The sequence below is a fragment of the Flavobacterium sp. ASW18X genome (assembly GCF_005144745.1).
In the GTDB taxonomy this organism is placed as follows: Bacteria; Bacteroidota; Bacteroidia; order Flavobacteriales; family Flavobacteriaceae; genus Croceivirga.
The window spans coordinates 159,549-178,490 of the sequence record NZ_SWKK01000008.1; the positions used below are offsets into that span (position 1 = coordinate 159,549).

Sequence of the window (18,942 nt, forward strand, 5' to 3'; positions counted from 1 at the left end):
AGAATCATTTCACAACAGAAAACAGGTGGACCACAACAATAACTTTAAGTACGTTGATAAATGGTTAATATTTGTTCTTAGCGTGGTGTGTATACACCTGTTTTTAAACCTACTAAAGTCTAAAAAGTAAACTAAAGCATACATGCTAAATGACCTAAAAACATATTACACCCAAATATTACCTACACTTATGAAAACAAAAATGAATCAAGGTTTAGGTGCCTTACTTCTATTGTGGTTGCTAGGATTAGCCACTGCAACAGGACAGACACTTAACAAACCAACACCAGCAGCCAATCCAAATTTAGGATCAACTACTCCCTGGACATCCGCCTGTGGCTCAGAAAACTTTAACGAGTATTATGTAGAATTTACTTGGGGACCACCTTTAGTGGCTTCTACCAATGAGTTTATTTTAGAACTATCTAATGCTAATGGCAGCTTTGCCAACCCTATAGAATTAGATAGGGTAAGCGATAAAAACACAGAATTCGACTTTCTATTTTCTTTTAATCTACCTACCGACACAAGAGGTGATGGGTACAAATTTAGAGTCCGTTCTACCAATCCAGAAAAAATAAGTGAGGTATCTGATGCCTTTTCCATGTATTATATAGACTATAACAGTCCTATTTTAATTAGTAAAGACGGCAATGGTACCATACCTCCAAGCGGAACTATAGATGTTTGTACAGGTGCGCAAGTTACCTTAGCCGCCCATAATGTCCCAAATGCTGACAATTATATCTACAGTTGGTACAGAAGTGGTACCAAGTTATCCAGTACAGGTCCAAGTATTACGGTTTCTGAGTCTGGATTATATTTTGTAGAAATGGATTATGGCGCTAATTGCTCAGGATCTGCTAACACCATATCAAACAGCATAGAAGTAAATATTAATGCACCACAAGGTATAGCCATTAATACCCCTACTAAAACTACCTTATGTAGTGATGATACCATAACATTACAGGCAAATAATACGGGCAATGGATATACCTACACCTGGTATAAAGATGGCTCTATAGTACAGCCTGCTGCCGTTGAAGGAGCAACTTTAAGCGTATCTGGCAGTGCTGCTGGTTTTGAAGGTGACTACCAAGTAGAAGTAGAAGGCGATGGAATTTGTTTAGAGCGTTCTGCTGCCGTTACTATACAAAGTGCAGGCTCTTTTGCAGTAAACCTAGACAACCCTACTAACGTGATTTTACTGCCTAGTACAACCGAAACCTTATCCGTAACTACAGATGCTAGCACACCAACGTATCAATGGTACAAAAACGGTACTGCCATTAGTGGTGCCACGAATGCGACTATTACCGTTAGTGAAGTTGGGGATTATCATGTAACCGTAACAGAAACAGGAGGTAGCTGTACTTCCGTAACTAAAACATCAGAAACTACAACTGTTGTTTTCCCACAAGATTTTGCTATTACCATAGATTATCTAAATACCTATGAAGCCTGTATCAGTACTTCTGTAGAATTAACAGTTGCAAGCATAACTGCTACAGATGCTAATGGTAACCAAATTGATGTTACCGACAACCTGAAAAATGAATTTACCTATCAGTGGAAAAAAGATAACACTACAGTAGATGGTGCTAGTGGTGCAACCTTATCTCTAGTTGATGCCTCAGAAAACGGTACCTATAGTCTTACAGCTACTCTAGATACTTTTACTGTAAATACTATAGAATTACCCGTAGTACTTAATTCGGGTGAAAATATTGCTATTTCTAGTGATGGAAATGTGTTGTGTGATGGCGTAATCATCACAATAAGTACAGACTACGATTTAACAGGTAAAACCTACGAGTGGTATCTAAACAATACCAAACTAGACATAACTACTGCAAGTATCACAGCCACAGAAGTTGGTAATTATCAATTGCGTGTTAATACCAATGGCTGTCCTATTATTTCTAATGAAGTTGTTATTACTGCTTTTGATGAAAGTATAGTACAACTGGATACTAATAGTAATTTAGTTTTTCCAGAAGGGGAATCCAAAGTTGTTAATGCTTCTGGCGCAGATTCTTACGCATGGTTTGATGAGGCTAATAACAATATAAGTACAAGTTCTTCTATTACATTAAGTGAAGAAGGCACCTACGTATTAATAGCCTCTAGTGGTAACTGCCAGATTAGTAGAACTGTAACTGTATCTTATAGAGATAATTTTGACATCCCAAATGTGGTAACAGCAAACGGTGATGGTGCTAATGACCTATGGGTCATCCCAAATACCTACTCTAGACAAGCAAATGTTACCGTAACTATATATAATGAAAATGGTGAAGAAGTACTAAACCAGAGAGATTACCAAAATAACTGGCCATCTTCTTCATTACAATTCAGTAAAAAGAATCAGCTTTTCTATTACAAAATACAGGAAGGCAACAAAACCCTACGACAAGGCACCATAACGGTGATCCGATAACCCAACAAACCCATGAACAAGCTTACCAAACTATTTCTAACCCTTATAATGTGTTTACTTCTAGTGCCTACCCAAGCACAAGAAGAAGACCCATTTGTTGCCTACGATTTGCCTACCCAAAACTTAGTTAAGTTCAATAGGTATTTGTTAAATCCTACTTTTTCTACCGTAAGAGAAAACAAATCGTATATCAACTTATTCCACAGAAACCAATCAGTATCTTTTGATGATAACGCTCAGACGTACTTTTTAAGTTACAGTGGTAGAATAGGGGATAGAAGTGGGGTTGGTGTAAGTTTATACAACCAAACAGAAGGTGTAATTGACAACTATGGCTTATTAGCAAACTATGCTTACGGTGTAAAACTTAGTGAAAAAAGTAATTTAACTTTTGGTGCTAACTTTTCATATTATAAAAGTGGCATCAATCAAAATAGAGCATCTACTTTAGATCCGGACGACCCATTATTGCGTGGTTCCAATGATATTTCCTTAATAACCGTTCAACCTGGTTTTAACCTATCTTACGGTCAGTTTGATGTAGGTGTTGTTGCTAACAATTTGTTTGAGTATAATTTAAAAACAAGCGAAGACCTAACAGATTTTGCTTCTAAAACTTTTACAGGTCATTTACAATATACCCATGAGTTTAAAAAAAGTAGCGGTTTATTAGAATCCGGTCGTTTAATGCCTTTGGCACGGGTACAATCCCTAGCCGGTGAAGACATTAATCTTGGAGGTAGTTTAATTTTAGATTTACCAAAAATAGGTTGGTTACAAGCGGGTTATGACGATTATTATGGTGCAGCAGCCGGTGTTGGTTTTAACTTAAACAAAAGAATATCTATAGGTTATACCGTAGAAAAAGGTTTAAGCAACAACTTAGAAAACTTTGGTGTAAATCATGAAATTTCTCTAGCCTACAGTTTTACACCAACCTTAACAGAAGATAGAGTTCTTTTAGAAAAAGACAATGAAGATTTAGTAAGTAATGATGAAGAAGAAACTCCTATTGAAGAATTAACAGTTTCTGAAAAAGACATCATGATTGCGGAACTGCAACAAAAGCTTGCTGAAAACGATGCCATTTTAGACGAATTACTTTTTAGACAAGATTCCATAGAATCTACTAGACAACAAGATTTAGAAAGACGTTTTGCCATGGTAATGAAAATGGTAAAGAGAGAAACTCAAGGCAGTAGACCAGATATTGAACAACGTGCTCAAGCCATATATTTAGCCAATGCAGACCAGACCAATATTGGTACTTCTACAAGAGAAAACCCAATAAATTATAGTGATACACAAGGTACTAGCGATGCTTATGCTACAAACGCTACTACCACCGTTCCAGCTTCCGATTACGGAAATGCTACTAATATGGAAGAAGTAACAACTACTGCACCTACCTATAAGAAGCCAATTCGCTTAGCAGATATTAGTGGTACTTCTACTACGGCAGCTATTGTAGAAGCCAAAGAAGAGCGAGCTGCTACCTTAAAGGACAAAACAAAATATACCAAACGTTACAAGAATTTTAAAACATTTGAAATTCCAGATGTAGAAAGCGGTTCTTATGTAATTGCAAATGTTTATAAGGGTACCAAATACATGACTGAGTTCATGGACCAATTGCAAAATCAAGGTATAGAAACGGACTATTTTACCAATCCAAGAAATGGTATGAACTATGTGTACATCAAAGGTATCAACACTAAAGGAGATGCCATAGCTGCACATAAATCTAACCTTAACGGTACTTATAGTGGTAACACTTGGGTAATGACTGTTAAAAATGATTATACCGAAGGCGCATACGTAGATAACATCCCCAAGTCTTCTACTTATGATGATAACCTATTGCAACAAAATGTACAAGAAGAAAAACAAAACGGTGTAGCTTATAATACCTTACACATAGACGGTTTGCGTTCTGGTTATTACATTGTCGCTAACGTCTTTGCAAACCCAAGAAATGCCACACGTTTTATAAAGCAATTAAATGACCAAGGTCTTAATGCCAGTTATTTTATTAACCCAGAAAATAACTATCGCTATGTGTATTTAAAAGCACATAACGAGTGGACGGATGCCCTTGTTTCCTATTATTCTAACATCAATAATGCGTACATAGATCCCATGTGGATTATGCGTGTAAAATCTAACCGTAGCGCTTAACAAACATGAGTAACAGTTACCCCAAGACTTACTTACTTATCCTCTTTTTCCTTGCCTTTTCCATGCAAGGAATATTTGGTCAGGTTAAAAACAACTTTGATCCTAGATACAACAATAGCCTAAGAGGTGATTTAACCCTTATAGGTAACAACATTGTAAACCGGGATGGTGGTACTTCTACTACAGAACCAGAAGATCCTTATAATGATATTGGTAATCCAAGATGGTTTTGGACTGGTTCTCAATGGGTTATTCTAAGCTCAGAATACAACGATCAACTAAATATGCAATATATTGATGTTGATAATGATACCTCTACGTTTAGCTCTAGTAGTGCTACATTATCGGTACCAGATGTTGGTTGTTCCTTAATAAGATATGCGGGTTTATATTGGTCCGCAGTGTATGTAAATAATGATCGCTCTGGGATAAATCAGGTAAAATTAAAAACACCTGGATCCTCAACCTATATAGATATTACTGCTACAGAAGTTTTATTTGATGGTGATGGCGACGTGGACTTTGGCTATTATAGTCCTTACGCCAGCTATGCAGATATTACCAGTATCGTAGCTGGTTTGGCAGACCCCAACGGAGAATACACCGTGGCCAATATATTAGCAAGTAATGGCAGCGATATAAGTGGTGGTGTATCTGGGGGTTGGACCATGGTAGTTGTTTATGAAAACCCTAATTATCCTGGAAAATACATAACAACATTTGATGGTTATGCCGGCATTAAAACTGGAGAAACTGTAGATATTCCATTCAATGGATTTACTACATTACCAAATCCTTTTCCTGTTAATGCCAGATTAGGTATAAGTACATTAGAGGGTGATAATAGAATAGAGGGAGATGGATTATCCTTTAGTGCCAATATGAACGCAGGGTTTACACCATTAGGTAATACAGCTAACCCTACCAATAATTTCTTTAATAGTAATATTACAGATGAAGGCCTACTTGTAAACAGCAGAAATCCTAATAGTATCAATACTTTGGGTTGGGATATAGATTTATTCACCATCCCAAATCCTTTAAATGGTGTTATTCCTAATGATGAAACAGGGGCAGTTTTAAGAGCAAGTTCTTCCCAAGACAAGTACGATATTTTCTTTGGTTCTTTTGATGTAGAAATTATAGAACCCAATATTGTCTTAACAAAGACGGTAGAAGACATTGGCGGTAACGATATTACAGGGCAAGGCGTTAATTTAGGTCAATACCTAGATTACGTATTAACCTTTGAAAACACGGGTAATGATGATGCCATTAACTACCAAATAAGAGATGTATTACCTATTAACGTTACTTTTTTGCCAGATGAATTAGACTTGCCTGCTGGCGTAACCTATACCTATAATTCAGCCACAAGAGAAGTAGTATTTTCAATTCCAGATAATTTAGTTGCCGAGAATGATCCGCCTGCTTCAATAAGAATGGGTGTAAGAGTAGCAGAAAGTTGTTTTGATTTTATTGATGCTTGTACGGACTTAATTCAAAACTTAGCCTATTCCACGTATAGAGGGTTTTACAATGACAATGTTATTACTGATGATCCTTCCGTTACAGATTTTGATAACTGCGGCTATGTAACCCCAGGTGCCACTAACTTTTTATTAGACGATTTAGAGAATTGTGATTTCTCCCGTACAGTCCTTTTGTGTGGGGAAGACGTACTACTAGATGCAGGTGATAACTTTGATAATTATGTTTGGTATAGAGATAACAATCAAGATGGTTTGGTTGATGCCGGAGATACTGTAATCACTGATGACGACGAAGATAACGACCCTTCTACTATAGTCGTAGATGATATTGGAATCTATATTGTAGATAAGCAAGTAGCAGACCCCTGTAAAGGCTTTGAAGAAATCATCACAGTAGAACGTTTTGGTCAAACTCAAACCAATCCTATAATAGATTTAATTAATGACACCAGTAATACAGTAGATGGTACAATCCTAGTCTGCCCTAACGATGGTAGAGAATTACCAGAAATCTTCTTGTGCGGTCTTAATGATACTGAGCTTATTCAAATAAACATACCAGATGCCTTGAGTATAGAATGGGAACAGCTTGTGGAAGGTTCTTGTTCTGCAGCGGCTACAAACTGTGCTAACACTAACAATTCTTGTTCTTGGACCCAGGTAGGTAGTGGTTTTAATTATACAGCCTCAGATGCAGGTGAGTATAAACTGTCTATAAATTATGAAGATGGTTGTTCTAGCATCTTCTACTTTAATGTGTATAAAAATCCATTAAATCCACAGGTAGAGACTAGGGATTTAATGTGCGGTGTAGACGGACAAATTAGAGTAGTTAACATGCCTGCCGATTATGAATTTCAATTGGTAAATGATGCAACAGATGCAATTGTAGTACCTTATTCTGATAACAACGGACCAGAATTTACAATTGACCAAAATGGAGCCTACCGTGTAGAAATGAGACAAGTAGGTGTTACTGGCGGTTGTGAATTTGTGGTAGATAATATTGGTATTAGAGAAAGGAATGTTCAGCTTACAACCACCATTACCAATACCAGTTGTAATGGTTTAGGTGCTATCGGGGTTTCTCTTTTAGATGCAGATGTACAATACTATTACAGCTTAATTCAGAACGGAACCGAAGTAGACAGTTTTGGCCCTTCTAACGATAACAATTATACTTTTGAAAATAAGGCTGCAGGAGATTATACGGTACGTGTAACTACAGACGCAGGATGTGATTTAACTCAAGACGTTACAATTTTGGATGAATCTGATCTAGAATTGGAAGCAGTAATCTCACAGCACATTTCTTGTAGGGAAGGAAATATTCAGATGAACTCTACTGGTGGGCAAACACCACATACGTATGCTATATACGAATTTGTAGATGAAAGTGGTACAACAGTAACTTCATACAATGACCCTACTGAAATTCCTAATAGTGAATTTCAAACTAGTGTTATTTTTGATATATTAATTCCTGGAACCTATACCTTTGCGGTTATTGACAGAAATAACTGTTTTGCCATATCTAATCCAGTTACTATTGTCTTAGTACCGTCCGTGGAATATACCACCAGTTCTCAAGACGAAAGTTGTTTTGGAGCCAATGATGGTAGTATAAATTTAAATTTAACTTCCTCTAACGGCTATACGGTAACCTTTAATCTCTTAGATGCAGATGATAACCAAATCGCAACTAATGGATCTGGCCAGTTTAATAACTTAGCTCAAGGAGATTACACTGTTGTGGTTAATCAGCGCAAAGGAAACACTAATTGTGATTTCTTAGAACCTTTTACCATCGGTGGCCCTACAAGTGCTGTTATTGGTGATATAGCTTTGATTCAAGATTACACTTGTTTACAAAATGGAATTATAGAAGCACAAAATGTTACGGGTGGAGCAGCACCATATGCATTTAGTATTGACGGGGTTAACTTTGTTAATGGAGTAGGGGCAGAACGTTTTAGCAACCTAACCGATGGTACTTACAGAATTACCATTAGAGATGCTAATGATTGTACGTTTGTTACAGACCCTATTACCTTATTGCCACTTAATCCGCCTACCAATTTAGATTTTACGGCTAGTGCAGTTACCTGCCCAGACAATACATCTAATGTTACTGCAACAGTAACGGCGGGTACAGCTCCTTTTGTTTTTGAAATTATTGCGCCTTCTTTGGTTACTCCTGCTTCTGCTTCTGGGTCTACCGCAACTTTTAATAACTTAAGCCCAGATACCTATAACTTTAGAGTTACGGACAGTAAAGGTTGTGTATATACGGAAACCTTTACCATTGCTCCAATCACTCCAATAAATGTAGTTGGTCAATTAGTAAGTAATATAAGTTGTTTAAATGCAACAGATGGTGAAGCAAGATTTACCGTTAATGGTTTTAGCACTAATTACAATTATACCATTACAGGACCACAATCTTTTAGTGGTACTAATGAAACGAACACCACTATAGACCTAACCAGTCTAGCAGCAGGTACATATGATATAGCTATAACTGACAATGCTACCAATTGTACCGATACGGCATCGGTAACTGTGGAAGCACCAACAGCCCAATTAGCTATTTCTATCGTAGAAACACAACCCACCTGTACCACTGATGGTAGCGTAGCTATTACAGCAACTGGAGGTTGGGGTAGCTATACCTACACTTTAACAAATCCGGATACCACTGTATTTGGTACCAATACTACCGGCTCTTTCAACGGATTAACACAAACAGGACAATACACAGTTCAAGTGGAAGATGCAAACGGTTGTGAAGTTCCTGGTAATTTTACTTTAAATGCAGCTATAGCTCCCGTTTTGGAACTAGTTCCTAACGATTTTTGTTATGACAATGCAACAGGTTTAACCTTAACCGCAAATGTAACCAGTGGTGGCGATGGTAATTTTGAATACAGCATTAACGGAGGTGATTTTTCTAGCACCAATAGTTTTATAAATCTTTCTGCTGGTACATATACCGTTACTGTACAAGACGGAAATTCTTGTACTGATACAGAAACAATTACAATAAACCCACAACTATCGGTAACAGCCATGGCAAGCAATATCATTGCTTGTGCAACTTCTACTACGGTAGATATCACAGCTGCCGGTGGAGATGGTAATTATGTTTACGCAGTTGTTTTAACAGGTACAACTCCCGCTGCTACAGATTTCTCAACGACGAATCCAGCAACAGTTAACGCTGCAGGAACTTATGATGTTTATGTAAGGGATAATTCAGGAAACACAGATTTTTGTGAAGCAGTAGATACGATAGTAATAAATCAAGACCCTGCTCTTAATTTATCCATCTCAAATACGGCTATATTGTGTAGCGGTGATGCTTCATCAACACTTACGGTAACTATTACAGGCGGTGAGGGACCGTACACCTATAGTATTGATAATGGTACAACCTATCAACCAGAAAACACATTTGAAAACCTTGCTGCAGGTAGTTACCATGTTAGAGTTAGAGATGCTAATTCGTGTGAAATAGACCAGATTTATGCCATTTCTGAACCGTTACCTTTAAGCGCTTCTGCGGCAGTAGCACAACTTGCAGAGTGTAACCCTAGTGGTGCAGAAATAAGAATTACAAACGTAATTGGAGGTACAGCTCCCTATACCTATAGTTTTGATGGTGGTACCACGTATGGTGCAAGTTCTATAGAAAATCTTTTACCAGGAGACCATACTTTATTTGTAAGAGATGCAAATAATTGTACTTACCCCATGACAGTTACCGTACAGCCAGAACCAACCCCACCTAATGCTACGGCTACAGTAGATTATGAGTGTGATGGAGAAGGTATAATAACTGTTACACCAGACAGTGCAGATTTTGACTACACCTATTTAATAGATGGTACCCCAAATACGCCAGATACTTCCAATATTTTTAATAACGTACCTACTGGTAATCATACAATAACAGTAAATTATACCAGTAATATTGCACCAACACCAAGTATACTATTGACTGAAAACTTTGGTACGGGTGCCAATACCCCAATTAGTGAAATTGACCCAGCTTATTGTTATGAACCTCAAGATGGTTCTACAAGTTTATGTGGGTTTGGAACAGATACGCATATCCAAGATGGTGAGTATTCTGTTACCAACTTAATTGTAAATCCATACGGTACTTGGAGATCTCCTAGTGATCATTCTGGACTAGCCAATGGCAGGTTCCTTGCAATTAACGTAGGTGGTGTAGCCGGGGTAGGTGGTATTGTATATCAAAAAACTGGTGTTGAGGTAATACCAAATCAAGATATCGAAATATCATTATGGGCATTTAACCTATTAAGAACAGGCTCAACTGGCGGAGATCCTTCTATAGAAATTCAATTGGTAGATGGTAGTGGTACCATTATTGCCAGTACTACAACAGGTAATATTCCTAAAAACAATAATGCTAATGATTGGCAGAACTATACGGTTAATTTAAATCCTGGTGCCAATGCCAATTTAGATATCGTAATAAGAACTAACTCGGCAGTTACACAGGGTAACGATATTGCTATAGATGACATACAAGCATTACAATATCCAGAGGCATGTCCATCTAGTATTACCCTAGATGTTCTAGTAGAAGAAGGTAATGAACTAGCTGCTAGTATTACCAATTTTACCAACATCAGCTGTAATACCGGTAGTGATGGTGCAATTACCTTTCAAGTAGAAAACTTTGATACTACAAATGGTTACGAATACCAAGTAAACGGTGGTGGTTACATAACCTCAACTAATGCCAGTGTAACCTTACCAAACTTAACAGCAAACACCTATGTTATTGATGTTAGGGATATCAATGATAATAGCTGTGCTATACAACTTACACAAGTTTTAACGGAGCCAACCGTAGTGGAAGTAACGGCTACTTTAGATGCACAAGTTACCTGTACAACTGGGGCAACCATAACGGCAAATGCTACTGGAGGCACTCCCAATTATACATACCAATTAGAAGATAATTTAGGTACACCAATAACCAACTTCGATTTTGCTACCAATGGTACCAATACCGTTTTTGCAGATTTGGCAGCTGGTACCTATATAGTACGTGCAAGAGATACCAATGGTTGTGAAGATATAATTGATTCTCCCATAATAGTAAATGCACCTGCAGTGTTAACATTTACTACAACTGCCACTGCTTGTTATAGTGGTGCTAATGATGGACAAGTAGTTGTTAACGTAACTGCTGGTAATGGCGACTACTTATTTAGTTTGAATGGTGGACCCTTTATAGCGCCTGTACCATCAACATTAACAACATATACTTTTGATAATTTAGGTCCAGGTACGTATACGGTAGATGTTATTGACGCATCTGGTTGTACCGCACCGCAACAAAGTGTAACTATTACGGAACAATTGGTGGCAAATGCTGTACTAGACCAAGATTTAACTTGTTTGGTTGATGCTCAAGTAACCATAAATGCCAGAGGTGGTTCTGGTACTTATTCGTACGAATGGTCTAATGATGGAGGAACTACGTATAATACAACTGGATTTACTGGGAATGTTTTTACAACCAATGTAGCCGGTACGTATCAATTTCAAGTAACGGATACTACCAGCCCAACAGCTTGTAGCGTGGTTACCAATACTGTGACCATTACACCTGCTGTGCAACCCGTAATAAGCTCTGTAACGCCAACTCACATTTTATGTCATGGAGAAAGTACTGGTGCTTTAGATGTGGTTATTGATACTTCTGTAGGAGTGCCTCCTTATGTTATAAATGTAGTTGAAACTGGTTCTGGTACTATCTACAATACACAAACTACCGGATTACCGGCAGGGGATTACCAAGTAACTATAACAGATGACAAAGGTTGTGTGTCTAATCCTTTCTTGGTAACCATTAATCAACCAGATGTTATAAACTATACTACCACAGACGTTCCAATCACATGTAACGCATCTGGTGGAACAGACTCAGGTTCTATTACCGTTTCTGGAACCACTGGTGGTACAGCGGAATACACCTATATACTAAGTGCTAATAATGGTATTGCGCCACAAACGTATACCACATCTCCAGGAAACATTGATTACACCTTTACCATTTTAGATTTTGGTATCTATACAGTAGATGTGGTAGATGCCAATGGTTGTGCGGCTTTTAGTACTGAAGTTATTGCTTCTCCTCCAAACGATTTGGATATAGATGTAACTACAACAACAGCCAACTGTACTTCTGGGGGTACCGCAATAATTACCGTTAGTGCAGCGGTAGGTAGTGGAGATTATACATTCGGAGTATTGGAAACCTATTCACCTCCTTATTCAACCTCCTACCAAGCTCCTGACACACCTGGAGGTAATACCGCAACTATTACGGGTTTAATACCTGGGGTTACTTATACATTTGTGGTATATGATAATACCACCATGTGTTATTATTTTGAGGAGGCAGACGCTCCTATAGACACACCTTCTAGTATGACAGTTACTTCGCAAACCGAAAGTAATGTTACTTGTACAGGTAATGCAGATGGTAGTGTTTCTTTTGAGTTTACTGGTTTTGACGCTGGTGCAACAGATGTTAGGTACGAGATTTTCAACAGGCAATCTAACCTTACTACTGGTCAATTTGCACAAGTTCCCGTGAATGCACCAACAACGGTAACAGTTTCTGATTTTGGTGCTTTAGCTCCTGGTGAATATTATGTATTGTTAACCGAAATTGGGGGTCCAAACAATGGTTGTACCGTTTCTGGAGATTTGTTCTCTATACGGGAATCTGCCAATCCGTTAGATTTAGACGTAGCTTCACCAACAAACGATAATTGTAATCTTAATGCGGGTGTTATAACTGCCACAGGAAGGTTTGGAACCGCTCCTTACGAATATCAATATTTGCCTGATACCGCAGCAGCTCCTTTAGCCACAGATGCTGGCTGGACTACCAATACTAGTGCTAATGTAGAAGCAGGAGATTATATCGTTTATGTAAAAGATGCTTATGATTGTATTCAGCAAGCACCAATTACCGTTTTAGAAGATGTACGCCCAGAAATAACGCTTGCTATAGTAGATGAATGTGTTGCTGAAGGTAGTTTTGAGGTATTGGTAACCCTTGATAATCCAGCAGCTGCTAGTGCTCCTTTCCAAATAAGCATTAACGGTGGTGCTTACCAAAACTTTACATTCAATGCAAGTAATGAATATACGGTTACTGGTTTAAGTTCTGGTTTAACCCAATCTATTAATGTTAGGGATGTAAATGGTTGTGAGGATTCAGATACCATAGATATTTATCCTCCTTTACAATTTAATGCTCGTTTAACCACTGCTTTGGATTGTGAACCTGCACCTGCAAACAATGCAGAGATTACTATTGATGTATTAGCTGGTTCTGGTTCTTATGATTATGCAATTGATGGTCCTGGCACGGTAGACCAAGCACAAACAAACATGGTTGGTACCAGCGTTGTTTGGACGGATGCTAGCGTAGCTGGTGATTATGCTATTACGGTTTACGATACCAGTACGGCAATTCCTTATTGTTTGGGTACAATTACTGTAAATGTACCAGCTGCGGTACAACCTATATTTACGCATACACCTACAGATGTTACTTGTAACGGAGGTGCAGATGGTACTATCCAATTATTTGAAACAAATACGGGTATTAATCCATTAACTTATACCATTTCACCAGCTGTTGGTTCTTTCAATAGTACCACATTAACTTTTGAAAATCTACCGGCAGGTACATATACAGTTACTGGTACAGGAACCAATGATTGCGAGTTGGTTATCAACAATATTATTATAGATGAACCTACGCCGGTATCCATAGATACTGTAACTACTACAGATTTCCTTTGTACCAACGGTAATAATGAAAATAACGCTACTATAAGCGTAGATGGCATTACCGGTGGTAGCGGTACCTATGTGCGCTATGAATTTATAGAAGAAGATGACCCTAATACAGTTCCTGTAGAAACACCCGTAATTGTACAAAACGGAAATAACCCAGTACTTACGATAACCGATTTTGATGGTGGGGTATATACCATTAATGTGTACGATTCTGCAGGATGTATGGATAGCACCACCGCTACCATAGTTCCTTTTGATGAACTACAAACGGCTACAGCTGCCATTACCAATCCGTTGAGTTGTTCTCCAGGTTCAGATGGAGAGATAACACTTACGGTAACCTCAACAGCAAACGATGTTAATCAATATGAATACAGTATTGACAATGGTGCAACTTGGCAAAATACTGGCAATAGTGCTACACCTAATGTATTTGGTGGTTTAACCGCAGGTACCTATAATTTCTTGGTAAGACATCTAGTAACGGGTTGTATCATCAGTACTTCTGAAACCCTTACAGACCCTAATACATTTACTATAGACGTAGACGTGGTGCGTGATGTACTTTGCTTTGGAACAGCTACGGGTGAAGTTACCTTTCAGTTAATAGATGCGACCTATACTAACGGATTCTCTTGGGAGATATTCAATACCAATGGTACACCAACCAATCCAGCTGACGATACCTCCGAGGGTACTGGTTCAATTGCCAATACAGGTCCTACAGCAGGAATTAATTTACCTGCAGGTAGCTATTACGTAGTAATTACGCAAGATAACTTCCCAACCTGTGAAAATACACAGGCCTTTACCATTGCTGGTCCTAATGCTGCTATTACCGCAAACCATACAACAACACCAATAACCTGTATGTCTGCTTTATTAGATGATGGTAGTATTACCATTACCAATGTACAAGGCGGTTGGGGAGGCTATACCTACTTTGTAGGGGCAGATGGTGTTATACCAACAGCTACGGATTTTGTAAATAATGCTTCTTTTGGTAACCTAACTGCTGGTACGTATGATGCTTGGGTAAGAGATAGTGAAGGTTGTGAAATATTGGTTCAGGATGATATCCTCTTAACCAATCCAACCCCAATCCAAGCTACTTTACTAGTAACCAATGACAACTGTACCAACTTTGAGGGCGAATTAGAAGTGGTTGGTATACCGATAACAGACCCAGTTAGTGGTGGTCAAGGTAGTAACTACACCTACCAATTATTCAGAAATGGTACTGCATTTGGTTCTCCACAAACCAGTACCACCTTTATAAACTTAGGTGAGGGTAATTATGAAGTGGTAGTGTTAGACCAATGGGGTTGTACTACTACTACTAATGCCGAGTTGTTATATGATGAAATGAACATTAGTACCACGGTAGACAAACAAATAGACTGCTCTATAACGCCTGCTGGTACAATTACCGTGAATGTTAATGGTGGTTCTGGTAACTTTAATTTTGAAATGACCGTACCTAATACGGGTGCTGTTATTAACCAAACCACAGGTACTTTTACCAATTTAACTGAAGTAGGTGTGTATACTTTTGTGGTTACTGATACAGATACTAACAATCCTGTTTGTACTAGAACCATAACCCAACAATTGGTAGCACCTAGTACTACTACATTGGATACACCTATTGTTTCAGATGTTTCTTGTTTTGGTTTGGCAGATGGTAGCATTACCGTTGTACTTGCCGCAACTTCGCCAGGTATTAATGAAGATGCTCCTTACAATTATAATTTATATGATAATGCAGGAGTGCTTATTTCTGGTCCACAATCTAATCCAACTTTCACTGGTTTGGCTGCAGGTTTCTATCAAATTGAAGCGGTTTCTGCTAAAGAATGTGCTTCTGTACGTACTACGGTAGAGGTAGAGCAGCCAACAGTTTTAGATGCTACTGAAACGGTAACTGCTTTTGCGTGTGCACCAGACAATAGTGTAAATACAGCTACTTTAACCATAACAGCTACAGGCGGTACATCAGCTTATTTATATAGTATAGATGGTACTAATTATCAAACTCAAAATACCTTTGAAATTATAGATAATGGTACTGTACAAACTATTACTTATTATGTTAGAGATGCCAATGGATGTCCGTTCACAGATAGCGTAACCATAAATCCAATTAATACATTTAACGCAACTGTAGCTCAGGTTGTACAAATTTCTTGTGCGGTAAATGAAGAAGTAACTATAACGGTAAGTGATAATGGTGATGTTAGCAACGTGTACACGTTTGAACTACTTCCTATTGGTAATACAGCAGCAACCTTAACTGGAACACCTGCCTATAACCAAGCTACATTTGAGTTAACAGAAGTAGGTTCTTATACCTTCCGAGTTACAGATACAGCTACTGGTTGTTATTTTGATACTGCAGCTTATGAAATTGCTCCGTATGATACCATTGATGTAATTGCTACGGCAACAGCTCAATCTATTTGTTATGGCGATACTTCTGGTGAAATTACTATAGATGTATCGGGTTACAATGGCACTTATGACTATACCGTATACAACCAAGATGGAACCGCTACGACTATTAACGGTAGTGGTAATACAACTACCAATCCTTTAGTAATAACAGGTTTAGCGGGTGGTAACTATTTTGTACGGGTAACAGAAACTGCAAATCCATTATGTGTAGAAGATTCTAACATCGTAACTATAATTTCCCCAGATAGACTGCTAATGGCAGACGCCCAAGAAGTAGCTAATGTAGGCTGTACCAATGATTCTGGAGAAATTAATGTTAACATTGAAGGTGGCTATTTACCATACGACGTGGTCTTAACTAACACCACTACAGGTAATGTATTTACACAAAACGATGTAGCAGCGGCTCTATTTACAGGATTAGGCGCTGGAGCATATACTATACAAGTAACAGATAACCAAGGCTGTGTTGTTTCAGATACGGAAACTCTAATTGCACCTACCCCAATCACAGCGGGCATAACAGCAACACCAACTATGTTACAATGTTACGGTGATACCAATGCGAGTGTTACAGCTACTAATGCAACAGGTGGTGAAGGAGTTTATCTGTATGAGTTAAATAGTTTTGAAGCAGACGGCGTAACCTTAAGATTTACAAGTGGTGCTCAAAACCTACCAACTTTCAATAATTTGGGTGCTGGTATTTACAGCATACGAGTTTCAGATGGATGGAATTGTGAATTTACTACACCACAAGTAGTAATTACCGAGCCTGTAGAAGTATTTGCGTCTTTAAGACAACTTACGGCAATGACATGTACTACAGATGCTACAATTGAATTAACGGCTACAGGTGGTACAGCTCCGTATAGCTATAGTACAGACGGTATTACTTATTCATCTATGAGTGGTGGTGATACCCATACTTTTAATGTAACAGAAGGCAATTATCAATATTTTGTAATAGATGTAAATGGTTGCGAAGGGATGATTTCAAATCAAGTAACTGTAGAAGCAGTACCTGATTTAATGATAGACTTAGACCTATCTGCTGCTATGATTAATTGTACTGGAGAAGCAACTGCTAGAATAACTGCGGATGCTTCTGGTGGACTAGGAAGCTATTCTTATGAATTGTTTACAGATGCTGCCTTAACTAATAGAATTGTTGGTCCACAAACTGAAGAAAGTTTTAATGATTTAGCAGCAGGTAGCTATTGGGTAAGAGTAACTAGTGTAGATTGTATAACAGTTTCTACAGAAGCTATTATCACAGAGCCCACTCCTTTGCAAATTGACAGAGAAGAGTTTACAAATATTACTTGTGCAGGGGAAGAAGACGGTAGTATATATGTTGAGGTTTCCGGTGGTACAGGAGAAATCTACTATGCTATTTCTCCTAACCTAAACCAATTTGATACGGATAACACATTTACCAATCTAGCACCTGGCAATTATGTAGTAATTGCACAAGATGAAAATGGTTGTTTTGAAACCTTTGATTTTGAGTTGACTGCTCCAGCACCATTAGAAGCTGAAGCCATTAACATTGAACATGAAATTTGTTTTGAAAGCGCTGATGGTACGTTTGAATTGGATATTACCGGTGGTACTGCGCCATACTTTACAAGTTTAAACGCTAACAATCCAACAGATTTTGTAGAAGGTCAGATAAGCTTTACAGACTTAGCTGCTACTACCCATGTAGTTTTTGTACGCGATTCTCAAGGTTGTGAAACCACAGTATTCGTAGAAATAAATCCAGGTGTAGACCTTGCTGCAACAGTTACACCAATGTATGCGTGTACAGGTAACATACCAGATAATAGTTTGGATATTGTTTTTAATGATGAGACAGTGTTACCAAACGTACTATATGCATTAGATAGTACAGACCCAGACGATATGCAATTAAATGCAGACTTTACCAATATTACCCCTGGTATGCATTATTTAACTATTGCACATGACAATGGCTGTATTAATACCATAGATTTTGAGATAGAAAATTTTGAACCGTTAACCCTAACGTTAGAATCTATCAACGTAAATGAAATTACAGCAATAGCCAATGGTGGAGTAGAAGACTATACATTCTATTTTGGAGACCATGATAATGGCACAGACAACACGTATTACATTAATCGTACAGATACCTACACTGTTACTGTTGTAGATCAAAATGGATGTGAGATGTCTGCAGAGATATTTATGGAATTCATAGATATAGAAATTCCTAATTTCTTTACACCAGATGGCAGTGGTACTAATGATACTTGGGTTCCAAACAACATTGAAGGCTTCCCAAATATACTAACTATCATTTTTGACCGTTATGGTAGAGAACTCTATAGGATGAAATTGAATGACGCTCCATGGGATGGAACATACCAAGGCCAGGAGCTACCAACCGGTGATTACTGGTACGTGATTAAACTAAGAGGTGAAAACGATGACCGCGAGATGGTTGGACATTTTACCTTATACAGATAACAGACTTTTTAACCT

The 18,942-nt window shown here is 38.1% G+C and carries 3 protein-coding genes; all 3 read left to right on the forward strand.

Annotated features, from left to right (window positions below; genetic code table 11):
* Window positions 1-190 precede the first annotated feature (190 nt).
* The 3 genes from FBT53_RS06220 to FBT53_RS06230 are packed head-to-tail and all read left to right on the forward strand — an operon-like array spanning window position 191 to window position 18,927.
* The gene (locus FBT53_RS06220; RefSeq protein ID WP_136950302.1) at window positions 191-2,443 is read left to right on the forward strand and encodes a gliding motility-associated C-terminal domain-containing protein; all 2,253 of its coding nucleotides are present in this window, start codon (window positions 191-193) and stop codon (window positions 2,441-2,443) included.
* 48 nt (window positions 2,444-2,491) lie between these two features.
* A complete protein-coding gene (locus tag FBT53_RS06225; RefSeq protein WP_240729776.1) occupies window positions 2,492-4,621 on the forward strand; it encodes a PorP/SprF family type IX secretion system membrane protein in 2,130 nt (709 codons plus the stop codon).
* A gap of 5 nt (window positions 4,622-4,626) precedes the next feature.
* Complete coding sequence (locus FBT53_RS06230; protein WP_136950304.1) at window positions 4,627-18,927, forward strand: T9SS type B sorting domain-containing protein; 14,301 nt, start codon at window positions 4,627-4,629, stop codon at window positions 18,925-18,927.
* Window positions 18,928-18,942: the final 15 nt, after the last annotated feature.

What these genes read in the sequence shown, in the direction of transcription:
- FBT53_RS06225 (WP_240729776.1), top strand. Translation starts at nt 2,492, where the DNA reads ATGTGTTTACTTCTAGTGCCTACCCAAGCACAAGAAGAAGACCCATTT.
- FBT53_RS06220 (WP_136950302.1), top strand. Translation starts at nt 191, where the DNA reads ATGAAAACAAAAATGAATCAAGGTTTAGGTGCCTTACTTCTATTGTGG.
- FBT53_RS06230 (WP_136950304.1), top strand. Translation starts at nt 4,627, where the DNA reads ATGAGTAACAGTTACCCCAAGACTTACTTACTTATCCTCTTTTTCCTT.